The following is a 19778-nucleotide window of genomic DNA, read 5'->3' as shown; positions in this document are numbered from 1 at the left end:
CCGAGAAACGGAGATGTCCTGATGGCCCGACGCGCCAGTTCGACGACCGAGGTCCACAAGGCCGACAGCCACGATCTGATCCGTGTGCAGGGCGCGAGGGTGAACAACCTCCGTGACATCAGCGTCGAGATCCCCAAGCGCCGGTTGACGGTGTTCACCGGCGTTTCGGGGTCCGGCAAGTCGTCGTTGGTGTTCTCCACGATCGCCGCGGAATCCCAGCGGATGATCAACGAGACGTACAGCGCCTTCGTGCAGGGGTTCATGCCGTCGCTCGCGCGGCCGGACGTGGACCTGCTCGACGGGTTGACCACGGCCATCATCGTCGACCAGCAGCGAATGGGTGCCAATCCGCACTCGACCGTCGGCACCGCCACCGATGCGAATGCGATGCTGCGAATCCTGTTCAGCCGCGTCGGAAAGCCCTACATCGGTTCGGCTCAGGCATTTTCGTTCAACGTCGCATCGGCGTCCGGGGCGGGCGCGGTGAAGGTCGAGAAGGGCGGGCGTCAGACCACCGAGAAACGGACCTTCTCGATCACCGGCGGCATGTGCCTGCGCTGCGAGGGGCGCGGATCGGTCAGCGACATCGACCTGACCGCTCTGTACGACGACAGCAAGTCTCTCAACGAGTCCGCCATCACCATCCCCGGCTACAGCATGGACGGCTGGTACGGCCGGATCTTTCGTGGCAGTGGATACTTCGACCCGGACAAGCCGATTGCCAAATACAACAAGAAGGAACTGAACGACCTTCTGTACCGCGAGCCGACGAAGATCAAGGTCGAGGGCATCAACATCACCTACCTCGGGCTGGTCCCGCAAATGCAGAAATCCATGCTGTCCAAGGACGTCGACGCGATGCAGCCGCACATTCGTGCCTTCGTCGAACGCGCCGTGACGTTCCAGACGTGTCCCGAATGCGACGGCACCCGCCTCAACGAGGGCGCTCGCTCCTCGAAGATCAAGGGAATCTCCATCGCCGACGCCTGTTCCATGCAGATCAGCGACCTCGCCGCCTGGGTCAGCGGTCTGAAGGAGCCGTCGGTGGCGCCGCTGCTCGAATCTCTGCGGGAAACGTTGGAGTCGTTCGTGCAGATCGGGCTGGGCTACCTGTCCCTGGAACGGCCCGCCGGAACCCTGTCCGGCGGCGAGGCCCAGCGCACCAAGATGATTCGCCATCTCGGATCGTCGCTCACCGACGTCACCTACGTGTTCGACGAACCGACGACAGGCCTACACCCCCACGACATCGAGAACATGAACCAGCTCCTTCTGCAGTTGCGAGACAAGGGGAACACGGTTCTGGTCGTCGAGCACAAGCCGGAAACCATCGTCATCGCGGACCACATCGTCGACATCGGCCCCGGCGCCGGGACCAACGGCGGTCAGATCTGCTTCGAGGGGTCAGTCGACGACCTCCGCACGAGCGACACCGTCACCGGCCACCACTTCGACGACCGTGCGGCGGTGAAAGATTCGGTACGCGAGTACTCCGAGGTCATCGAGATCCGCGGTGCGGACTCGCACAACTTGCAGAGCGTCGACGTCGACGTGCCCCTGGGCATCCTCGTCGTCGTGACCGGCGTAGCCGGCTCCGGCAAGAGTTCACTGATACACGGCTCGCTCGGCGAACTCGACGACGTCGTCTCGGTCGACCAAGGTGCCATCCGCGGGTCCCGTCGCAGCAATCCTGCGACGTACACCGGCCTGCTCGAGCCGATCCGCAAAGCGTTCGCGAAGGAGAACGGCGTCAAACCTGCTCTGTTCTCGGCTAATTCGGAGGGTGCGTGCCAGGTCTGCAACGGTAACGGCGTCATCTACTCGGATCTCGCGATGATGGCGGGCGTCGCCACGATGTGCGAGGAGTGCGAAGGAAAGCGGTTCCAGGCGTCGGTGCTCGAATATCACCTCGGCGGTAAGAACATCAGCGAAGTGCTCGCCATGTCCGTGGCGCAGGCCGAGGACTTCTTCGGCAACGAGGTGAAACTGCTTGCTGCTCACAAGATTCTGGTCCGGCTCGCCGACGTCGGCCTGGGTTACATCAAGCTCGGCCAGCCCCTGACGACCCTGTCCGGCGGCGAACGTCAACGCCTCAAGCTGGCCGTTCACATGGCTGACAAGGGCGGGATCTACGTCCTCGACGAGCCGACCACAGGACTACACCTCGCCGACGTCGAGCAATTGCTCGGACTGCTCGATCGCCTGGTCGAGTCCGGAAAATCCGTCATCGTCATCGAACATCACCAGGCCGTGATGGCCCACGCCGACTGGATAATCGATCTCGGGCCCGGTGCAGGCCACGACGGCGGGCGCGTCGTTTTCGAGGGAACTCCGGCTGATCTCGTCGCCGACGGTTCGACGCTCACCGGGCAGCACCTGGCTGCCTACGTGGGGAGCTGACGGCACGCCCGGTTTCGGGGCAGAATCGAGCGCATGACGACACTGCTGTTCGTGCACGGCGCCGGTGGTTTCACGGAGGACAGATCGCTGGCCGACGCAATTGCGGGGGCGTCGGGTGTCGACGTGGACATGCCCGAGTTCTCCGACGAGGACATGTCTTTCGAAGCGTGGGCGCGTCCACTGCGAGTTCGATTGGAATCGTTGGACCCGTCCGACATCCTCGTGGCGCACTCGTTCGGTGCGTCCGTATTACTACGCGTCCTCGCGGAGCGGCAGTGGGGCTTCCATGAGCCGGCCACCCTGCTGGCCATGCCGGATTGGGGGGCCGGCGGGTGGGACGTTCCCGAATACGCGTTCGACGGACCCGAGCCCACTACCTCTCTGGCACTTCATCATTGCCGCGACGACGAGGTAGTCCCGTTCGAGCACCTGGCGTCGAACGCGGCGTTGTTGCCGTCCGCTCGCATCGTGCAGCACCCGTCGGGCGGTCACCAGTTCCACGGAGCGAATTGGCATACAATGCGATTCGAACATATGTTCGACAATTAGTGGTTTTCAGGTTATGATGGAGCCATGCTTTTGGGGGAGAGCGTCGACGATGTAGCCGGGGACCTTCGGGTCGACACGGCGCGTGGTGTGTTGCCGATCGAGGACCCTGCGTTGCGTGCTGCGGTGGAGGAGATGGAGTCCGCGTGGGGTGCGGTTGCGGAGGCGTCGTTGGATGGTCGGGTTGTCGGTGATGCGGATCGGCGTGCGGTGTTGGTGCGGATGGAGTCGGTGTCGCGGGCGATGTACGGGACGTCGCACACGTGGTTGACGGAGTTGGTGGACGGTGACGGGTTGGCGGTGCTGCCGGAGCGGTCGAATCCGTCGCGGTTGGCGTGTTTGTTGCGGATCGATTCCGCAGTCGCGGGTAGACGCATCAAGATCGCGGGGAAATTGGCGCGGCGGCGGTCGTTGACCGGGGAGCAGCTCGATGCGTTGTTGCCGGTGACTGCGCGAGCGCAGTGCGAGGGTCATCTCGATGCTGCGCATGTGCGGGTGATCGAGAAGTTCTTCGACACCCTGCCCGCCGGGATCGATCACGAGTCGTTGGTGCAGTCGGAGATCATGTTGGTGGACTTGGCGAAACAGGTCTCGCCGGAGCAGTTGACGGTCGCGGCGCACCGGTTGACGGCGTTGTTGGATCCGGATGGGGAACTGCGGGACAAGAAGGACATCGCGAGGAAATGCTTTGTTCGGCTCGGGCCGCAGGAGGTCGACGGGACCTCGAAGATGGCCGGTGTCATAGACGCTGAGTTCCGTGCCTATCTGGAGCCGGTTCTCGCCAAACTCGCCCGCAAGGGAGTGCTGAACCCCGACGAACCCAAACCCGTCCACGACACCGACCTGAGCACCGCCTACCCCGGCACCACCCCCGACGGCACCGACAGCGCCGACGGTGATGGGCAGAACGAACCGAACCCGGACGGTGACGGCGCGGACGAGCAGGAGTGCGATGCCACGAGTTTCGGTACGGCGGGATCAGGTGATCCTGGGGCGGGTACTGCTGCTGGGTCGGGTACGGCTTCTGCTGGGGCGGGTACTGCTGCTGCCGGGTCGGGTACGGCTTCTGCTGGGACGGGTACTGCTGCTGCCGGGTCGGGTACGGCTTCTGCTGGGACGGGTACTGCTTCTACGGGGTCGCCGGGTCCGCTGACGCTGTTCGGTCCCGAGGAGACTGCTGCTGGCGCGGAGTTGGAGGCGCGCGCCGGCCGGGACGTACGTACCCAGGGCCAACGCAACCACGATGCCGTCAAAGCGGTGTTCCGTCAGACCCTCGCAGCCGGCACCCTCGGAACCCATCGCGGACTACCGGTCACCGCGGTGGTTTCGATGTCCGCCTCCGATCTGGCCACCGCGTCCGGGCATGCCGTCACCGGCACCGGATCGCTGGTCTCGATTCGCGACGCCATCCGCATGGCCGCACACGCCCACCATTACCTCGCGGTCTTCGACGACGACGGACGCGCCCTCTACCTCGGGCGCGGGAAACGGCTCGCCTCGGCCGATCAACGGATCGTCCTCATCGCACGCGACCGCGGCTGCAGTTTCCCCAATTGCACGCGCCCCGCCACCTGGAGCCAGGTCCACCACATCGACGAATGGGCCGATGGCGGCAACACCGACATCGACGACCTGACCTTCGGGTGCGACTGCCACCACCCCCTCGTCGGCGACGGACCGAATCAATGGGCGACCACCACCACCGGACCCGATCATCCCCAACCCGGCCGCACCGCCTGGCATCCACCAGAATCCGTCGACCCCCGACGCAACGGGCTCGTCAACCACTACCACCACCCGCAGGAATACCTCTACCCATCAGACGATCCCGACCCCGAGACCCGGACCGTATAGCCCCGGACCCCCGGCACCATCGAATCGAACACCCACCCGTGAGAAGCACAACCACCACCTGTGCCGCTCACACCCACGCCTGCAACAACCCGTGCCTGAGCGTCGAGAGCGCCGCGCCACGACCATCGGGCCCCCGGGCGAATCCCCCGCAAACGGATGAGTGTCCCCAATACGACGATGCCGCGTTACCATTCCGGGGATGGGGGAGATCGAGGATCCGAGGCAGCGTTTGGCGCGTCTGGTGATCGAGCGTGTCACGGTCGAGGGCGGAGCTGGGGCTCGGCTGGATTCGTCGGCATTCGCGGTGAGGTACGACGAGGCGTCGGTCCTACCGCTCGACAATTTGTTCCACGACACCGCGGGAGCGTCGGATCTGGCGCTGGAGTCGCATGTCGCGCATTTCGTATCGACGACGATGTCGTCGAACTTCTGGCCCGGTGACTGGCACGAGGCGCTACCGAGGCTGCGTCCGGTGTTGAAACCGTCGACGTACACGTTGGGCTCACCGTCGGGTTTGCTGTTGTCGCGGCGCGTGTTCCCGTTGGTCGACGAGCTCGTCGCGGTGGACATGCCATCCCACAGCTCGATCGTGTCGTGGGACACGATCGAGACATGGGGTGTGGATCCGTCCACGGTGTTCGCCGCGGCCCGGTCGAATCTGGCCACCGTCACCCAGCATGCCGACCCCACGAAGGGCCGCGCCACTCAAAGGTTGGTCGACCGCGGCGGGCAGTACTACACGTCGTGGCTGTTGGATTCGGGGTGGCTCGAGTCGCACAGGTCGCGGTTCGGTTGTGCACCAGTGGCGTTCGTCCCCACGGTGGACACGCTCTACGTCGTGCCCAGCGACGACGAGGACCTGCTGGCCAAGCATTTCCGTCTGGCCGAGGAGCAGTATCTGCACACGTCGCGGTTCCTGTCTCCGCAGGCGTACACCGTCGACGACTCGGGTGCTGTGGTGACGCTCGACGTCACGGCGCCGGACAATCCCGGCAGCGCACGGGCCCGTTGCGTGCACATCTCAAAAGAATATGCAGCACAGTCGGACTGGCTACAGCGTCAGTACGAGCTGGATCGTGTGCACTCCGAGATCGGCACGGTCACCGTCAAGTCGACTCCGTTCGGTCCCCGTACGGTCACCATCTGGGCCGACGAGGTGGACTGCACGTTGCCGGAGACCGACCTCGTGGCGTTCTGCCGCGAGGGCGTCGAGCCGTTCTTCGTCCAGTTCGCCGACGTGGCGTCCATCAGTGGTGTCCAACCGATGGCAGGCCTGGACCCGGCTCGCTATCGCGTTCCCGCCTGGCCACCGCCGGACATCGTCGAACGGCTGCGCGCGCACAGCATCCTGGTGTGACCTACGAGGATCGGTCGAGCGTGTACTCGTTGATGACCACCCCGGATCGATACGGCGTGCTGGCGACGAGATTCAAGTCCGCAACCGAATAGTCGCGGTCGGCGAAGAGCCGCTTGCCCGATCCCAGCAGAATCGGGTTGATCTTGAGGATGATCCGGTCGATCTCGTCGACGAGTGCGGACGCGAAGACCCCTCCACCGGCCAACCAGATGTCCGATCTGCTCTGCTGCTTCAGCTCCCGCGCAAGGGCAACCGGATCCTCGTCAGTCACGGTCACCTCCGGCACCGCATCGTCGGCGGTGTGGTTGCGAGAGAACACGTACTGCTTCAGATGCTCGTACGGTCCGCCGCGCCGGTGTTCACCCTCGGCCGCATAGGTTCCCCATCCCATCATCACCGTGTCGAACCTCGTCAGAGGCGGCGTCAGTCCGGTGGCGCGAAGGCCGAGCGTCGGGATCGTGTCGGTGTACTCGCGCAGGATCATGTCGATGTGATCGCCCGTCTGGGGGAAAGCATCGAACGTGTCGTCCGGGGCGGCGATGAAGCCGTCGAGGCTGGCGGCTACGTAATAGACCAGTTCACGCATGAGAATCTCCAATCACGACGGATGTAGTGGTTCGAATCAGAGAGTACGACACCTGTCGTGGTTGCGCTAGTCTTTTTCCATGGCTCGCAATTCGCAACGCAGATCCGATCTCGCCGACGCCGGCATTTCGATCCTGGCCGCCGAAGGCGCACGCGGACTCACCCACCGTGCCATCGATGTGCAGGCAGGAGTACCGAAAGGCACCACGTCGAACTATTTCAAGACGCGCGAAGATGTCATCGCCGGATTGATCGAGCGCATCGGCGAACGGCTCGCCCCGGATCCCGACGTGCATGCCCCGCTCGCCGCCAAAGCTCCGAGCGCGGAACTGTTCGCTGAGTACACCCGCGACATCGTCGCGCGGCTCCTGACCAACCGAGAAGTGACGCTGGCGTTGTTCGAACTGCGACTCGAGGCGTCGAGACGGCCGGAGATCGGCGCCGTTCTCGGCACGTGGCAACGGTCGAACTTCCGCGGCGACGTCGAATTCAACCTTGCCGCGGGACTTCCCGGCGGCGCCAAGGAGATCGCGTTGTTCCACTACGCGATAGACGGTCTCCTGTTCGACCGACTGACCTACCCGATCGACCCGGAGACCTCGACCGACGACATCGTCGACGATTTGGTGAACGGCCTGCTCAGGTGAACTCGACTCCCTGCGCGAGAGGCAGCTCGTTGGAGTAGTTCACGGTGTTGGTTGCCCGTCGCATGTAGGACTTCCAGGCGTCCGAACCGGATTCGCGTCCGCCACCGGTTTCCTTCTCGCCGCCGAACGCGCCGCCGATCTCCGCTCCCGACGGTCCGATGTTGACGTTGGCGATGCCGCAGTCGGATCCGGCGGCGGACAGGAACCGCTCGGCCTCACGCAGATCCGTCGTGAAGATCGACGACGAAAGACCCTGTGGCACATCGTTGTGCAGCGCGATGGCCTCGTCGAGCGTCTCGTAGGTGAGAACGTACAGAATCGGCGCGAACGTCTCGTGACGCACGATGTCCGTCTGCGCAGGCATCGTCACCACCGTCGGCTGGACGTAGTAGGCGTACTCGCCGAAGATGTCGACGCGCGAACCGCCTGCCTTCACGACACCACCAGCGCCGACGGCAGCGTCGAGCGCTTTCTGGAAGCCGGCGAAGGCCGGCGCGTCGATCAGCGGCCCGACGAGCGTGTCGGCGTCCAGGGGCGACCCGATGGCCAGCGATTCGTACGCCTTCGCAATCCGCCCGACCAGCTCGTCGGCGATGGAGGAATGCACGATCAGTCGTCGCAGAGACGTACACCGTTGCCCTGCGGTACCCGCCGCGGAGAACACGATCCCGCGGGTCGTCAGGTCCAGATCGGCGGACGGGGTCACGATGGCGGCGTTGTTGCCACCGAGTTCGAGCAGTACGCGTCCGAACCTCTCCGCGACGCGGGGCGCCACGGCTCGGCCCATGCGCGTGGACCCGGTCGCGGACAGGAGAGCCACGCGGGAATCGTCGACGAGCGCCTCACCGGCCACTCGGTCGCCGATGACCAACTGCGCAACGAGGGGATCGACGTCCGCGTTGGCGGCGGCACGCTCGAACAGCGCTTGAACAGCGAGCGCGGTCAGGGGCGTCTTCTCCGACGGCTTCCACACGACGGTGTCGCCGGCGACCAAGGCGAGGACGGTGTTCCACGACCAGACTGCGACAGGAAAGTTGAAGGCAGTGACGACTCCGACGACGCCGAGCGGATGCCACTGCTCCATCATGCGATGGCCCGGGCGCTCGGTTGCGATGGTGTTGCCGTAGAGCTGACGCGACAGCCCGACGCCGAAGTCGCAGATGTCGATCATCTCCTGGACCTCGCCCAGGCCCTCGGACAGAATCTTGCCCGCTTCGATGGAGACCAACTCGCCCAGATCGGCCTTGTACTCACGCAGTAATTCGCCGAGTTCGCGGATCAGTCCACCTCGAACCGGAGCGGGAACGGCGGACCACTCGGTGAACGAAGATTTCGCCACGGTGACGATGGCGTCGACATCCGCAGCGGTGGCCGCGGCGAGGGACGCGAGATTGCCCCCGGTGATCGGTGAACGTGCGACGACCGGCAGTTCCGACCTGGGCACGTCGAGGTCGGCGGTCACCCCCAGGCGTCCCAGGATTGCGCGGGTACGGACGCTCAGCTCGTCGTGCTTGACCGGGGAAGTCATCGCGAAAATCACCTTTCGTCGCCGTGGCAGCAACATTCAATCTAGCCGACGGGTCACAACACCGTAAAATTTACGGTGTTAGCCGTTTCTTTACGGAATATTGTCGGGTACGTTGGCGATCATGACGCAGGTATTGCACACCCCACATGCCTCCGGTTCCTTCGACGCATCGGACGTTCACGCCGCGATCGGCCGCCACATGCTCGCCGACGGCTTCGCGATGGTGCTGGACCTGACGGCTTCCCGCGGATCCACCCTCGTCGACGCGCGGGACGGCACCGAGTACCTGGATCTGTTCACCTTCTTCGCATCCAATGCTCTCGGCATGAATCACGCCAGGCTGACAGGCGATGCGCAGTTCCGAGCCGATTTGCTCGAGGCCGCGATGAACAAGCCGAGCAACTCCGACATCTACTCGATTCCGATGGCTCGGTTCGTCGACACGTTCGCACGGGTGCTGGGCGATCCGCGGCTACCTCATCTGTTCTTCGTCGAAGGTGGTGCACTCGCCGTCGAGAACGCGCTGAAGGTCGCGTTCGACTGGAAGAGCCGCTGGAACGAAGCGCACGGGTTGGACGCCGGCCTCAACCCCAACAGTCGCTCCGCAGGCTCCGCTCCCGCGCTGGGTACGCAGGTACTGCACCTCGAGCACGCATTCCACGGACGATCCGGCTACACGATGTCGCTGACGAACACCGACCCCAACAAGGTGTCCCGCTTCCCCAAGTTCGACTGGCCCCGCATCCCGTCGCCGTACATTCGGACCGGCGCGGACATGGACGCACTGGAGGACGACGCCCTGGCCGCGGCACGCCTCGCGTTCGAAGCCAACCCGCACGATATTGCCTGTGCCATCGTCGAACCCATTCAGGGCGAGGGCGGCGACAACCACTTCCGGCCACGGTTCCTGCAGAAGCTGCGGCAGCTGTGCCACGAACACGACGCGCTGTTCGTCGTCGACGAAGTGCAAACGGGCGCTGGAATGACGGGAACCGCCTGGGCTTTCCAGCAGCTCGGCGTCGTACCCGACGTGGTGGCCTTCGGGAAGAAGGTCCAGGTGTGCGGAGTCATGGCAGGCGGCCGCGTCGACGACGTCCCGAACAACGTCTTCGAGGTCTCGTCGCGCATCAACTCCACGTGGGGTGGCAATCTCACCGACATGGTGCGGGCTCGTCGCATTCTCGAGGTGATCGAGTCCGAGAACCTGATCGAGCGCGCCGGCACGCTCGGTGACCGCGTGCTGGGACGGATGCGGGACATCGCGTCGCGGCATGCCGTGGTGACCGAGGTACGCGGCCGCGGTCTGATGTGCGCCTTCACCCTCCCCGACGCCACCACCCGGGATCGTCTGATCGACGACCTCCGCGAGACCGAGCACGTCCTTGCTCTCGGATGTGGCGGAAGCTCGGTTCGGTTCCGGCCGGCACTGACGATCAGCGAAGCGGACCTGGACCGAGGACTCGACGCGGTGGAGCGGTGTGTGGCACGGCTTCAGGAACGCGGAAACTAGATGGGAGCGGTACTTTCAGCCGAGGTTCCGGTGGTCACGTAGCGGCCGACGGCCCAGGCTCGGTCGGCCGGGGGTACGACGGCGTCCACGATCCTGCCGTCCTGGTAGTAGCTCCGGTGGTCGATCAAGCCGGAGTCGACGGCATCCTGCCATGCAGCGGTCGGGCCTTCACCGAACCAGAGCCACGGGGTGATGTCGTCCATGACGACGACGGTGTCCGTGGTGCTGAACGCGCGCGCGTCCGCCAGGTCCGCACGCGCTCCGTCCAGCGAATGGTCACCGTCGACGAACACGACGTCGAAGCGCACGTCGGGATTCGTGCGGGCGTACTCGGTGACGGTGGAGTGCGAATTTCCCCGGATCAAGGTGTGTCGGCCCGGGAACAGTTCGTCGATGTGAGCTTTGGCGGCATCGCTGTACTCGTATTCGGCCAGATCGAACGACACGACCGTGACCGTCGGCGACGCGGACAGAAAGGCCCACGTCGAAAAGCCTGCGTTGAAGCCGATCTCGCAGATCAACTCCACGCCGTCGTCGGCCGCCAATGAACTCAGATAGGCAAGCTCCGCCTCATCGGCGCCGTACTCGAACGGCTGGCCTGCAGTGACGGTGCGTCTCACCATCGCCTCGAGCTCACTCAACCCCACGTGGACCTCCGTCTCGATTCGTTTCTCGCCACTTCACTACCCCCATCACCGCCAACCGAACCCCCCGCTCCACTCCTGACGTCAGGGTGATCGAAACCGTTCGCATTCATCGGATCTACCTCTAGTCTGACCGGGTGACCGATCGTGCGGTACCTGCAGGCAGCGCTGCTGCGGGTGTTGTTGCAGGGTACGGCGCAGGCAGTATCGGCACCGGTGGGTTCGCTGCTCTTCCGGGCCTCGTGTTGGCGTACTACCTGACGGACACCCTCGGCGTGGCTGCCGGGCTCGCGTCGCTCGTCATCCTGATTCCGAAGATCTGGGATGTGCTGCTCGGCCCACTCGTCGGAGCGCTCAGCGATACACGCTCGGCGCGCACCGGATCTCGAACGCCGGAAATGGTTGTCGGCGCGCTGGCCATGCCCGTGCTGTTCGTGCTGACGTTCGCGCCTCCGATCGGCCCTGCTGCGCTGTGGGTGTTCGTGTTCTTCCTGCTCGCCGCAACGGCATACAGCTTCTTCCAAGTGCCGTACATTGCGCTGCCCACCGAGCTGTACACCGACGCGAAAGATCGGACCCGCCTCATCACCGTGCGCATCGCGGTGCTCGCCGCCGCGATCCTTCTGGTCGGCGGAGGAGGACCCGCGGTTCGCGATGCTGCGGGCGGTGGCCCCACCGGATACCTCGTCATGGCGATCGCGGCGGCGACGGTCATGGGCGTCGGCATGCTGCTGACGGTGTGGGGCACGAGAGGGAAATCGGTGAGTCGGGCCGATCCGTCGGACGGGACGGTGTGGGCGCAGTACCGCGAAGGCCTCGGCGCAGTGCGTTCCACACGGTCGTTTCGGATCTTGCTGATCACCTTCGTCGTTCAGGCACTTGCGGTCGCAATCCTGCTCGCAGGTGTGCAGTATCTCGCCACCTACGTCCTGGGCGACGAAGCCGCGCTGACGCTGCTGTTCGCTGCCGTCGTCGGACCCGCTCTTCTGGTGATGCCGGTGTGGTATCGCTTCGGTTTGAAGTACAGCAGGACGGTCGGATTCGTTGCGGCGTCGATGGTCTTCGCGCTCGGCAGCGTGTCGTTCGTCATCGCGTTGTGGACGCCCGGCCCGTGGGTGTTCGCGTCGGCAGCCGCCTGCGGCATCGGATACGCAGGGATGCAGGCCTTTCCACTTTCCCTGCTGCCGGACACCATCGAGGACGACGCCGCCCGCTTCGGCCGATCACGAGCAGGCGCACTCAGCGGCGTGTGGACTGCCTGCGAGACAGGGGCGGGAGCCGTCGGTCCTGCGGTTTTCCTGCTGATCCTCGCCTCGGTCGGGTTCCGGTCCAGCACGACGGATAACGTCGTGTCCCAACCGGATTCGGTGGTTCCCGGCATCGTCGTGGGATGCTCGATGGTTCCTGCCACGTTGGTGATACTGAGTGTCTTTCTGCTGAAGCAGTTTCGAATATCCGAGCCGAGCCGGCATCGTGGCCGAATCGACGAAAGGACCACATGAGAGCGTCGAACATGAAGGCCGTGCTGGCGCGCCTGCGGGAGCTGCGCACCGCCGACGCACCGACCCACGGCGGCCGTGTCCTGTCCTACGTCTACGACAGTGGTGTCGCCGAACTCGACGAGCTCGCCGCTGCGGCCATGCGTGAGGTCCAATCCGTCAACGGCCTCGATCCGACGGTGTTTCCCTCGGTTGCCACGATCGAGCGGGAACTCGTCGATTTCGGGCGTTCGATCTTCCACGGAGGCGAGGACGTCGTCGGCAACGTCACGACCGGCGGCACCGAAAGCTGCATCCTGGCGGTCCTCGGAGCACGTGATGCGGCAGGTAAGCACGGCGGCTCCATCGTCCACCCGACGACGGCACATGCCGCCTTCCGCAAGGCCGCGCACCTACTCGGTGTGGAATCCATTGTCGTACCGGTCGATCCGGTCTCGGGCGTGCCGGATCCAGGACGCATCGCCGACGCCATCCGCGACGACACGATTCTCGTCGTCGCATCGGCTCCCAGTTACCCGTTCGCGACGATGGACCCCGTCGCGGACATCGCTGCCATCGCGGCAGCGCGCGGGGTGGCCGTTCACGTCGACGCCTGTATCGGCGGTCTGGCACTGCCCTGGTGGGGCGACGTGCCTGCCTGGGACTTCGGAGTGCCCGGCGTCACGAGCATCTCGGCGGACCTGCACAAGTACGGCTACTCCCCCAAAGGTGCATCGCTGTTGCTGGTGCGCGGCCGAGATCGCCACCGCCACCAGTACTTCGGGCTCACGGACTGGCCAGGATATCCCGTCGTCAACCCGACGTTGCTCGGTTCCAGATCGGTCGGGGCGATGACGGCGGCATGGGCGATAGTCACCGCACTCGGCGTCGACGGATTCGCCGACCTCACCGACCGAATGCACGATTCCACAACGGCACTCGTCGCCGCGATCCGCGCCATCGACGGCCTACGCGTCGTCGGCGACCCCGTCGGGCCGCTGTTCGCAGTGGCCAAGGATTCCGCAGACGGGCCGCAGGCTGCCGTCGATCCGCATGTGTGGCTCGGCGCCGTCGGCAAGCGTGGTTTCTCGCTGCAGGCACAGCCGTCGTTGACGCAATCCGACGGAACGGTGCTGCCGCGCACCACTCATCTGACCGTCACACCCGCGACAGTGTCCGTGCAGGGCGAGTTGGTCGCAGCTCTCGTAGCTGCCGCCGACGACGTGCGTGGTCAGGCCGCAGCGGAGCCGCCGCCCGCACTGGCCGAGCTCGCCCGACTGTTCCGCGACGGCGTGCTCACCTCCGAACAGGCATCGGCACTGTCGTCCGACGAGGTGTACGGCGCACTCCAAGCGGCAGGCGTGACCGGGAGCGGGGACCTTGACATGGCGTCGGTACTTGCAGGCGTCGAACAGTTGCCCCGCGACGTGAGCGCCGCGATGCTGATCGAATTTCTGGCACGAGTGATCGAAAAGTAGGGGTGGACATGCGTATTCGGCTTGCACTGGCGGCGCGGTCGGTACTGGCAGCGGGACTTGTACTGGCAGCCGGTGCTGTACCGGCCCAGGCTGCACCGGACTTCTACGCCGAACCGGCGGAGATCCCCTCGGAACCGGGGACCGTTGTCGCTACCGAGCCGATCCCGTTCGTCGGGCAGACAGGTGCGCCCGCCCAGCGCGTGAAGTACACCTCCACCCTCGCCGACGGCACGCCCGTCGCGGTGACGGGCACGTACCTCGAACCGTCGGCCCCCTACCCGGCCGGCCCGACGCCGACCGTCGTCATCGGGCCGGGCACGCAGGGCCAAGGTGACCAGTGCGCGCCGTCGCGGCAGTTCCCGACCGGCGGCCAATACGACCCGAAGACCGGGAGCACCTCCATCAACTACGAAGGCGCCTTCGCCGTCGCATTCCTGACACAGGGCATCCGCGTGTTCGTCACCGACTACATCGGCCTCGGCACACCGGGCATCCACACCTACGTCAACCGCGTCGAGCAAGGGCACGCCATGATCGACGCCGCCCGCGCCGCCACGACACTGGGCGACGATGACCATGCAGGACCGGTCGCATTCTGGGGGCACTCCCAGGGCGGCGGTGCCGCGGCATCGGCGGCCGAACTGGTAGGTGACTACGCGCCGGAACTGAACGTGGCCGGCACCTACGCGAGTGCGCCTCCCGCCGACCTCGACGCCGTACTGCGGCACATCGACGGGACGGGACTGACTGCGGCAATCGGCTTTGCGATCAACGGTTTCGTCGCCCGCTATCCGGAACTGCAGTCCGTCGTCGACGAGGCGTCGAACGATCGAGGCAAGGAAGTACTGAGGCGCGTGTCGACGCAATGCCTCATCGAAGCTCGGCGCGAGTTCGGTGGCACCTCCACGGCGCAATGGACCAAGGACGGAAAGACACTGGCGGACTCGATCGGCGGCAACCCCGTCGTGCAGCGGGTCTTCGACGACCAGCGCATCGGAGACGGAACCCCGAGCGCTCCGGTTCTGGTCAACACCGCGCAGGCCGACGACTTCATCCCGACGGACCAAGCACGCCGACTCGTCACCGAATGGTGCTCTCGCGGCGCCGACGCATCGCTGTACGTCAACGAGCTCCCGCCCGTCCCAGGAGGCCTCGGGGTCAACCACCTCTCCCCCGCGGCGACGGACTTCGGCGTCGGGCTCGGCTGGATCAAGGATCGGTTCGCGGGAGTAGCGACCACTTCCCGCTGTGCAGAAATCTGAGCCGATAGTAAAGTTCCCTTCGCGAAAGACCGACCGGTCTCTACTTGGAGGGAAGTTCGATGCCGTACCTCGGCCTGATCATCATGATCCTGTGGGTGTTCTGCCTGATCGACGTCATCACCGCCGACGAAGGCGGTGTACGGCACCTTCCCAAGATGATGTGGCTGCTGTTCGTCATCTTCATCCCGCTCGCCGGATCGATCGTGTGGCTCCTCGTGGGACGGCCCGTCGACGGCGGAATCTGGGGCGGAGCGGGCGGCGGAAGTTCAGCCCGCCGCAGCAACTCGGCGTATCCGGAATACGACACGCGGCCCGGCCGGGCAACCGGAACCACGGCCGAGGCCGACGAGGAATTTCTGCGTCAGTGCCGTGCCCGCGCCGAGGAACAGCGTCGTAAAGCTCGCGGCGACGGCGCCTGACGGCGGGGATCAGCGAACAGCTCTCGAGACCAACGGTTTGTATGTCACCTGCGGATACGTGCCCGTCTCGTCCAATTCCACCGACGCTCGCACGTGGTAGACCTCCTGCACCAAATCCTGGGTGATGACGTCCGACGGCCTGCCCACGGCCACGACTTTTCCCGCTTGCAACACCACGATGCGATCGCAGAACATCGACGCCAGATTCAAATCGTGCAATGCGATGAAACTGGTCAACGGCAGGCCCGAAATCAACGCCAGGATGTCGAGTTGGTGCTGGATGTCGAGGTGATTGGTGGGCTCGTCGAGGAGCAGTTCCGTCGGTTCTTGCGCCAACGCACGGGCGATCTGCGTGCGCTGACGCTCACCGCCGGACAGGGTGTGCCACAGCCGATTCGCCTTCGACGTCATTCCCGTGTCCGTCAGGGCCTTGTCCACGGCGACGTCGTCGGCTGCCGAATCTCCGCCCAGCAAACCGTGGTGCGGGATCCGACCGAGTCGAACCACGTCGCGCACCGCGATGTCCACCTCGGTGTCCGAATGCTGATCCACCATCGCCACGCGTCGAGCGATCTGCTTGCGCCGCATCGACGCCATCGGCGCGCCGTCGAGCGTGACGTCACCGGAATCGGGTGAGACGATTCCCGCCAGAATCCGCAGCAGCGACGACTTACCTGACCCGTTCGGTCCGATCAGCCCGACGGTCTCCCCCGGATGCGGATCGAAATCCACTCCGTCGAGGATCTGGTTGTGGCCGCGAGACCACCGCACGGATGCGGCCTCGATAGTCATCTCGTCCTCCGCATTCTGAAGAGAATCACCGCGAACGCAGGCACGCCGATCAGCGCGGTCACCACGCCCACCGGAATTTCCTGTGGCTGGAACACCGTGCGGGCGATCGCGTCGACCCACACCATGAAGATCGCGCCGACGAGCACCGTCGTCGGCAACAGGCGACGATGCCGGGCGCCGACCAGGAACCGCGCCGCGTGCGGCAGAACCAACCCGACGAATCCGATCGCTCCGGCAGCACTGACCAACGTCGCGGTGATTAACGCGGTGATGACCAACAGCACGATCCGAATCCACTTGACGGACACTCCCAGCGATGCCGCGGCGTCGTTACCGAAGGTGAACGCGTCGAGCGCCGACGAATACAGCAGGCACACGACGATGCCGACGGCACAGACGATTCCGCACATCATCACATCGCCCCAGTCGGCGCCACCGAGAGATCCGAGCAGCCAGAACAGAACCCCTCGTGTCTGTTCTGCGTCGGCCGACGAGATGACGATGAACGACGTCAACGCCGAGAACAACTGCGTCCCAGCCACTCCGGCGAGCACTACCCGATCGGTGCCTCCCCCGGCACCGGCGGCGAGCAACATCACCAGCAGAAACGAGAACACCGCTCCGACGAACGCGCCCGTCGACAGCGAATACATACCGCTGCCGATCCCGAGGACCGCGACCAGCACCGCGCCCGTCGACGCACCGGACGAGATGCCGAGCACGAACGGATCGGCCAACGGGTTACGCAGCAGGGACTGCATGATCGCGCCGCACAGAGCCAGACCGGCGCCGCACACCGCTGCCAGCAGCGTTCGCGGAAGCCGAAGCTCCCACACGATCCCATCCTTGATCCGGCTCACGCCGGAGCTTCCGAACCCCATGTGCTCGAACGTGATTCGGTAGACATCGGCCACCGACAGATCCGCCGGACCGATCGTGATCGCAACTGCGATCGACAGCACCAGGACGACGGAGCCGATCAGCAGCAGCGGAAGCAGAAAGCTCCGTACCGACGGCTCCGCCTTCCGCACCGATGGCTCCGCCTGGGGCACGGTCAATTCGCCAGGCCCCAGCCCTGCAGTGCAGCAGCGACCTTCTCGACGCCGTCGACGGTCCTGATCGACGGATTCAGATCCGCCCCGTTCACGACGATGTAGCGCTTGTGGGTCACCGCAGGAAGGCGCTGAGTCACCGGATTGCTCTCCAGGAACTCGATCTTGGAATCCAACCCGTCACCGGCCAGCGACCGGCGGCTCAGATCGGCCAGCACGAACGCCGTCGGGTTGCGGTCCGCCACCGACTCCCAGCTGACCTGCGGCCACTCGTCGGTGGTGTCCGAGTAGATGTTCTCCGCGCCCACCGAATTGGTGATGATGCCCGACGACCCGCAGCACCCCGCCATGTACGGCGTCGCAGTATCGGCGAACCAGTAGACCAACGAGGTGCCCGACGCATTCACCGTGCCCGACGCCTTCTCGAACCGCTCCTGCAGTTCGGCGACGAACTCCTCACCGCGCTCGGACACGTCGAAAATGGCCGCGAGATCACGAACCTCCTGGTAGACGGACTCGATCTCCAACGGCTGAGTACGAGCACCGTCCGAATTGACGCTCTCGTCGGTCTTGCCGTTGCAGTCCGTCGGCGACAGGTAGTTGGGCACACCGAGCTGCTCGAGCTGACCACGCTCCGCCACCCCGCCAGGCCCGAGGGTCCCGCCGAACGACGCCGACACGAAATCCGGCTCGGCGTCGAGCACCACCTCCAACGACGGCTTGTTGTCCGCCAAACGCGGAACACGCTCGTTGTCCGCCGCCAGGTTCTCCCGCACCGGATCCGTCCACGTCGCCGACCCGACCATCCGATCCGCCAAACCGAGACTCAACAGAATCTCCGTCGACCCCTGATTCAGCGACACCGCTCGCTGCGGAGGCGCATCGATCACCACCTCCTGACCGCAGTTCTCGATAGTCAACGGAAAATTGCCGGACGATTCCTGCACCGCCTCCGACTCGGAACCGGAAGAACAAGCAGACAGAACAAGAGCTGCTGACAGCACAGCAACACCGAAGGGAACACGAATAGCCATGAGGTGGCGCAAACTTCCTACTAGGGGCCCTGTTCGCGGAGCCGCGGGACATACGCTGCAACAGGCAAGCGATCGGACTCCCACACTCGTGGTCACCGTTGCGCGTCAGTCCCGGATTCACACCGGATTCCCTCGCCCATCACACAGACCACCACACCGGTAATCCTGGGCTTACTTTAACCCCTCTTGACGTTTCCCCTCGACCCGGTCGTTCAGCTCTCGCCCCTGTTCATGGACCGAACGTGGCCCCTGTTCCCGGAGCGAACGTGATGTTCGGTCAGTCAGACTGACCGGAATCCGCGTTCGCTCCTACAGAAGGCATGATGGGGGCCGTGGATTTGTCCGTCGGCCGCCCGATTTCCGACGCCGAAGCCACATCGCGGTGGGCCGCCTGGTCACCCGTCGATGTGGCGGAACGACTGGCAACCGTTCGAGCACCGTGGTGCATCACCGCGGGATGGGCGCTCGAGCTGTTCACCGACGACGCGGCTCGCGATCACAGCGACGTGGAGATCGGTGTTCCGGCACATCGGTTCGGCGAGATATCTCCGGCGCTCGACGGTTACGAGTGGGATGTCGTCGGGGACGGGCGGTTGTGGCCGTATCCCGACCATTTGGACAGGCACTTCCAGACGTGGCTGCGCGACGACGCCGGCACCTATCGGCTGGACGTCTTTCGCGAACCACACGCCGGGGACCACTGGGTGTACCGACGTAACTCGGCGATCTCCCTGCCGTACGACGTCATGATCCGGCGCACCACGGACGGCGTCCCCTATTCCACACCCGAAGTGGTGTTGCTGTTCAAAGCCAAACACTGTCGGGCAAAGGACGAACTGGACTTCCGTCGCGTCCTCCCCCATCTCGACCAGGCAATGCGCGCACGTCTGCAGTCCTGGCTTCGACTCGTCCACCCCGGACACCATTGGATCGGAGTACTCGACGCCGCACCGTGAACCGAACGTGGCCCCTGTTCGTGAACCGAACGTGGCGTTCGGTCACTTGGGGCGGGCTCAACCGGTGGATGCGCCACAGCTCCTGATCAGGGAGTAGGTGGTGTGTCGTGGGTGGACGACCACGCAAGTCAGAGGAGGTACGCGATAGCTTCTATGCCATGGTCGACTCTGGGGTGTCGGTATCGAGGGCGAGCGCTGCACATGGCGTGGGCCGCAGGTCTGGTTATCGGTGGTTG

At 65.0% G+C, this 19778-nt stretch carries 17 protein-coding genes and 1 riboswitch; of the genes, 11 read left to right on the top strand and 6 right to left on the bottom strand.

Translation table 11 applies throughout. From position 1 onward, the window contains the following. Window positions 1–21: 21 nt before the first annotated feature. The 4 genes from CH292_RS14770 (at window position 22) to CH292_RS14755 (ending at window position 6157) form a co-directional block, all read left to right on the top strand. On the top strand, window positions 22–2400 hold the full coding sequence (locus CH292_RS14770) for an excinuclease ABC subunit UvrA (protein WP_094655118.1): 2379 nt from the start codon (window positions 22–24) through the stop codon (window positions 2398–2400). A 33-nt stretch (window positions 2401–2433) separates the two neighbouring features. Beyond that, a complete protein-coding gene (locus CH292_RS14765) occupies window positions 2434–2949 on the top strand; it encodes an alpha/beta fold hydrolase (protein WP_094655117.1) in 516 nt (171 codons plus the stop codon). A gap of 24 nt (window positions 2950–2973) precedes the next feature. Further along, on the top strand, window positions 2974–4800 hold the full coding sequence (locus CH292_RS14760; protein ID WP_256978143.1) for an HNH endonuclease signature motif containing protein: 1827 nt from the start codon (window positions 2974–2976) through the stop codon (window positions 4798–4800). Between the two features lie 199 nt (window positions 4801–4999). Then, complete coding sequence (locus CH292_RS14755) at window positions 5000–6157, top strand: hypothetical protein (RefSeq protein ID WP_094655116.1); 1158 nt, start codon at window positions 5000–5002, stop codon at window positions 6155–6157. Between the two features lies 1 nt (window position 6158). Here the strand turns inward: CH292_RS14755 and CH292_RS14750 are convergent, their stop codons facing one another. Beyond that, complete coding sequence (locus CH292_RS14750) at window positions 6159–6743, bottom strand: dihydrofolate reductase family protein (protein WP_094655115.1); 585 nt, start codon at window positions 6741–6743, stop codon at window positions 6159–6161. A gap of 79 nt (window positions 6744–6822) precedes the next feature. Here CH292_RS14750 and CH292_RS14745 point away from each other — a divergent pair, with 79 nt between their 5' ends. Beyond that, window positions 6823–7389: a TetR/AcrR family transcriptional regulator gene (locus CH292_RS14745; protein WP_019664988.1), complete on the top strand. Its 567-nt coding sequence runs from the start codon at window positions 6823–6825 to the stop codon at window positions 7387–7389. Here CH292_RS14745 and CH292_RS14740 read toward each other — a convergent pair. Continuing rightward, window positions 7382–8917, bottom strand: coding sequence for an aldehyde dehydrogenase family protein (locus CH292_RS14740; RefSeq protein ID WP_094655114.1), 1536 nt, complete (start codon window positions 8915–8917; stop codon window positions 7382–7384). The two genes, CH292_RS14745 and CH292_RS14740, sit on opposite strands and share 8 nt — an antisense overlap. Before the next feature lie 121 nt (window positions 8918–9038). Here CH292_RS14740 and lat point away from each other — a divergent pair, with 121 nt between their 5' ends. Next, window positions 9039–10427 carry an L-lysine 6-transaminase gene (lat, locus tag CH292_RS14735; RefSeq protein WP_179277979.1) on the top strand — a complete coding sequence of 463 codons (1389 nt, stop codon included), beginning with the start codon at window positions 9039–9041 and terminating at the stop codon, window positions 10425–10427. Here the strand turns inward: lat and CH292_RS14730 are convergent. Then, window positions 10424–11074, bottom strand: a complete 651-nt coding sequence (locus tag CH292_RS14730) for a class I SAM-dependent methyltransferase (protein WP_094655112.1) — start codon at window positions 11072–11074, stop codon at window positions 10424–10426. The genes lat and CH292_RS14730 overlap by 4 nt on opposite strands. 134 nt (window positions 11075–11208) lie before the next feature. On the opposite strand from CH292_RS14730, the gene CH292_RS14725 reads away from it, so the two are divergent. From CH292_RS14725 to CH292_RS14710, 4 genes are read left to right on the top strand one after another with little or no spacing between them, the layout of a single operon-like run. Further along, window positions 11209–12573 (top strand): MFS transporter, encoded by a 1365-nt coding sequence (locus CH292_RS14725; protein ID WP_094655111.1) that lies wholly within the window; start codon window positions 11209–11211, stop codon window positions 12571–12573. Then, window positions 12570–14027, top strand: coding sequence for an aminotransferase class V-fold PLP-dependent enzyme (locus tag CH292_RS14720; RefSeq protein ID WP_094655110.1), 1458 nt, complete (start codon window positions 12570–12572; stop codon window positions 14025–14027). Before CH292_RS14725 ends, CH292_RS14720 begins: the two co-directional genes overlap by 4 nt. Before the next feature lie 8 nt (window positions 14028–14035). Beyond that, on the top strand, window positions 14036–15289 hold the full coding sequence (locus tag CH292_RS14715) for a lipase family protein (protein WP_094655185.1): 1254 nt from the start codon (window positions 14036–14038) through the stop codon (window positions 15287–15289). Between the two features lie 59 nt (window positions 15290–15348). Further along, window positions 15349–15708, top strand: coding sequence for a PLD nuclease N-terminal domain-containing protein (locus CH292_RS14710; RefSeq protein ID WP_094655109.1), 360 nt, complete (start codon window positions 15349–15351; stop codon window positions 15706–15708). Window positions 15709–15717: 9 nt separating this feature from the next. Here CH292_RS14710 and CH292_RS14705 read toward each other — a convergent pair whose 3' ends face one another. From CH292_RS14705 to CH292_RS14695, 3 genes are read right to left on the bottom strand one after another with little or no spacing between them, the layout of a single operon-like run. Next, entirely contained in the window at window positions 15718–16500 is a 783-nt protein-coding gene (locus CH292_RS14705; RefSeq protein ID WP_020112286.1) for an ABC transporter ATP-binding protein, read from the bottom strand. Beyond that, window positions 16497–17531, bottom strand: a complete 1035-nt coding sequence (locus tag CH292_RS14700; RefSeq protein ID WP_037140800.1) for an iron ABC transporter permease — start codon at window positions 17529–17531, stop codon at window positions 16497–16499. The genes CH292_RS14705 and CH292_RS14700 overlap by 4 nt, the downstream gene beginning before the upstream one ends. 23 nt (window positions 17532–17554) lie before the next feature. Further along, window positions 17555–18586 (bottom strand): ABC transporter substrate-binding protein, encoded by a 1032-nt coding sequence (locus CH292_RS14695; protein ID WP_179277978.1) that lies wholly within the window; start codon window positions 18584–18586, stop codon window positions 17555–17557. Between the two features lie 45 nt (window positions 18587–18631). After that, window positions 18632–18762, bottom strand: a riboswitch (cobalamin riboswitch). A 147-nt stretch (window positions 18763–18909) separates the two neighbouring features. Here CH292_RS14695 and CH292_RS14690 point away from each other — a divergent pair. Then, window positions 18910–19542, top strand: coding sequence for a hypothetical protein (locus tag CH292_RS14690; protein ID WP_255182901.1), 633 nt, complete (start codon window positions 18910–18912; stop codon window positions 19540–19542). Window positions 19543–19778 lie beyond the last annotated feature (236 nt).

The sequence above is a fragment of the Rhodococcus sp. 14-2470-1a genome, assembly GCF_002259425.1.
GTDB lineage: Bacteria > Actinomycetota > Actinomycetes > Mycobacteriales > Mycobacteriaceae > Rhodococcoides > Rhodococcoides fascians_E.
The sequence above is the reverse complement of the archived record's forward strand: the minus strand, read 5'-3'. Positions and strand labels throughout refer to the sequence as shown.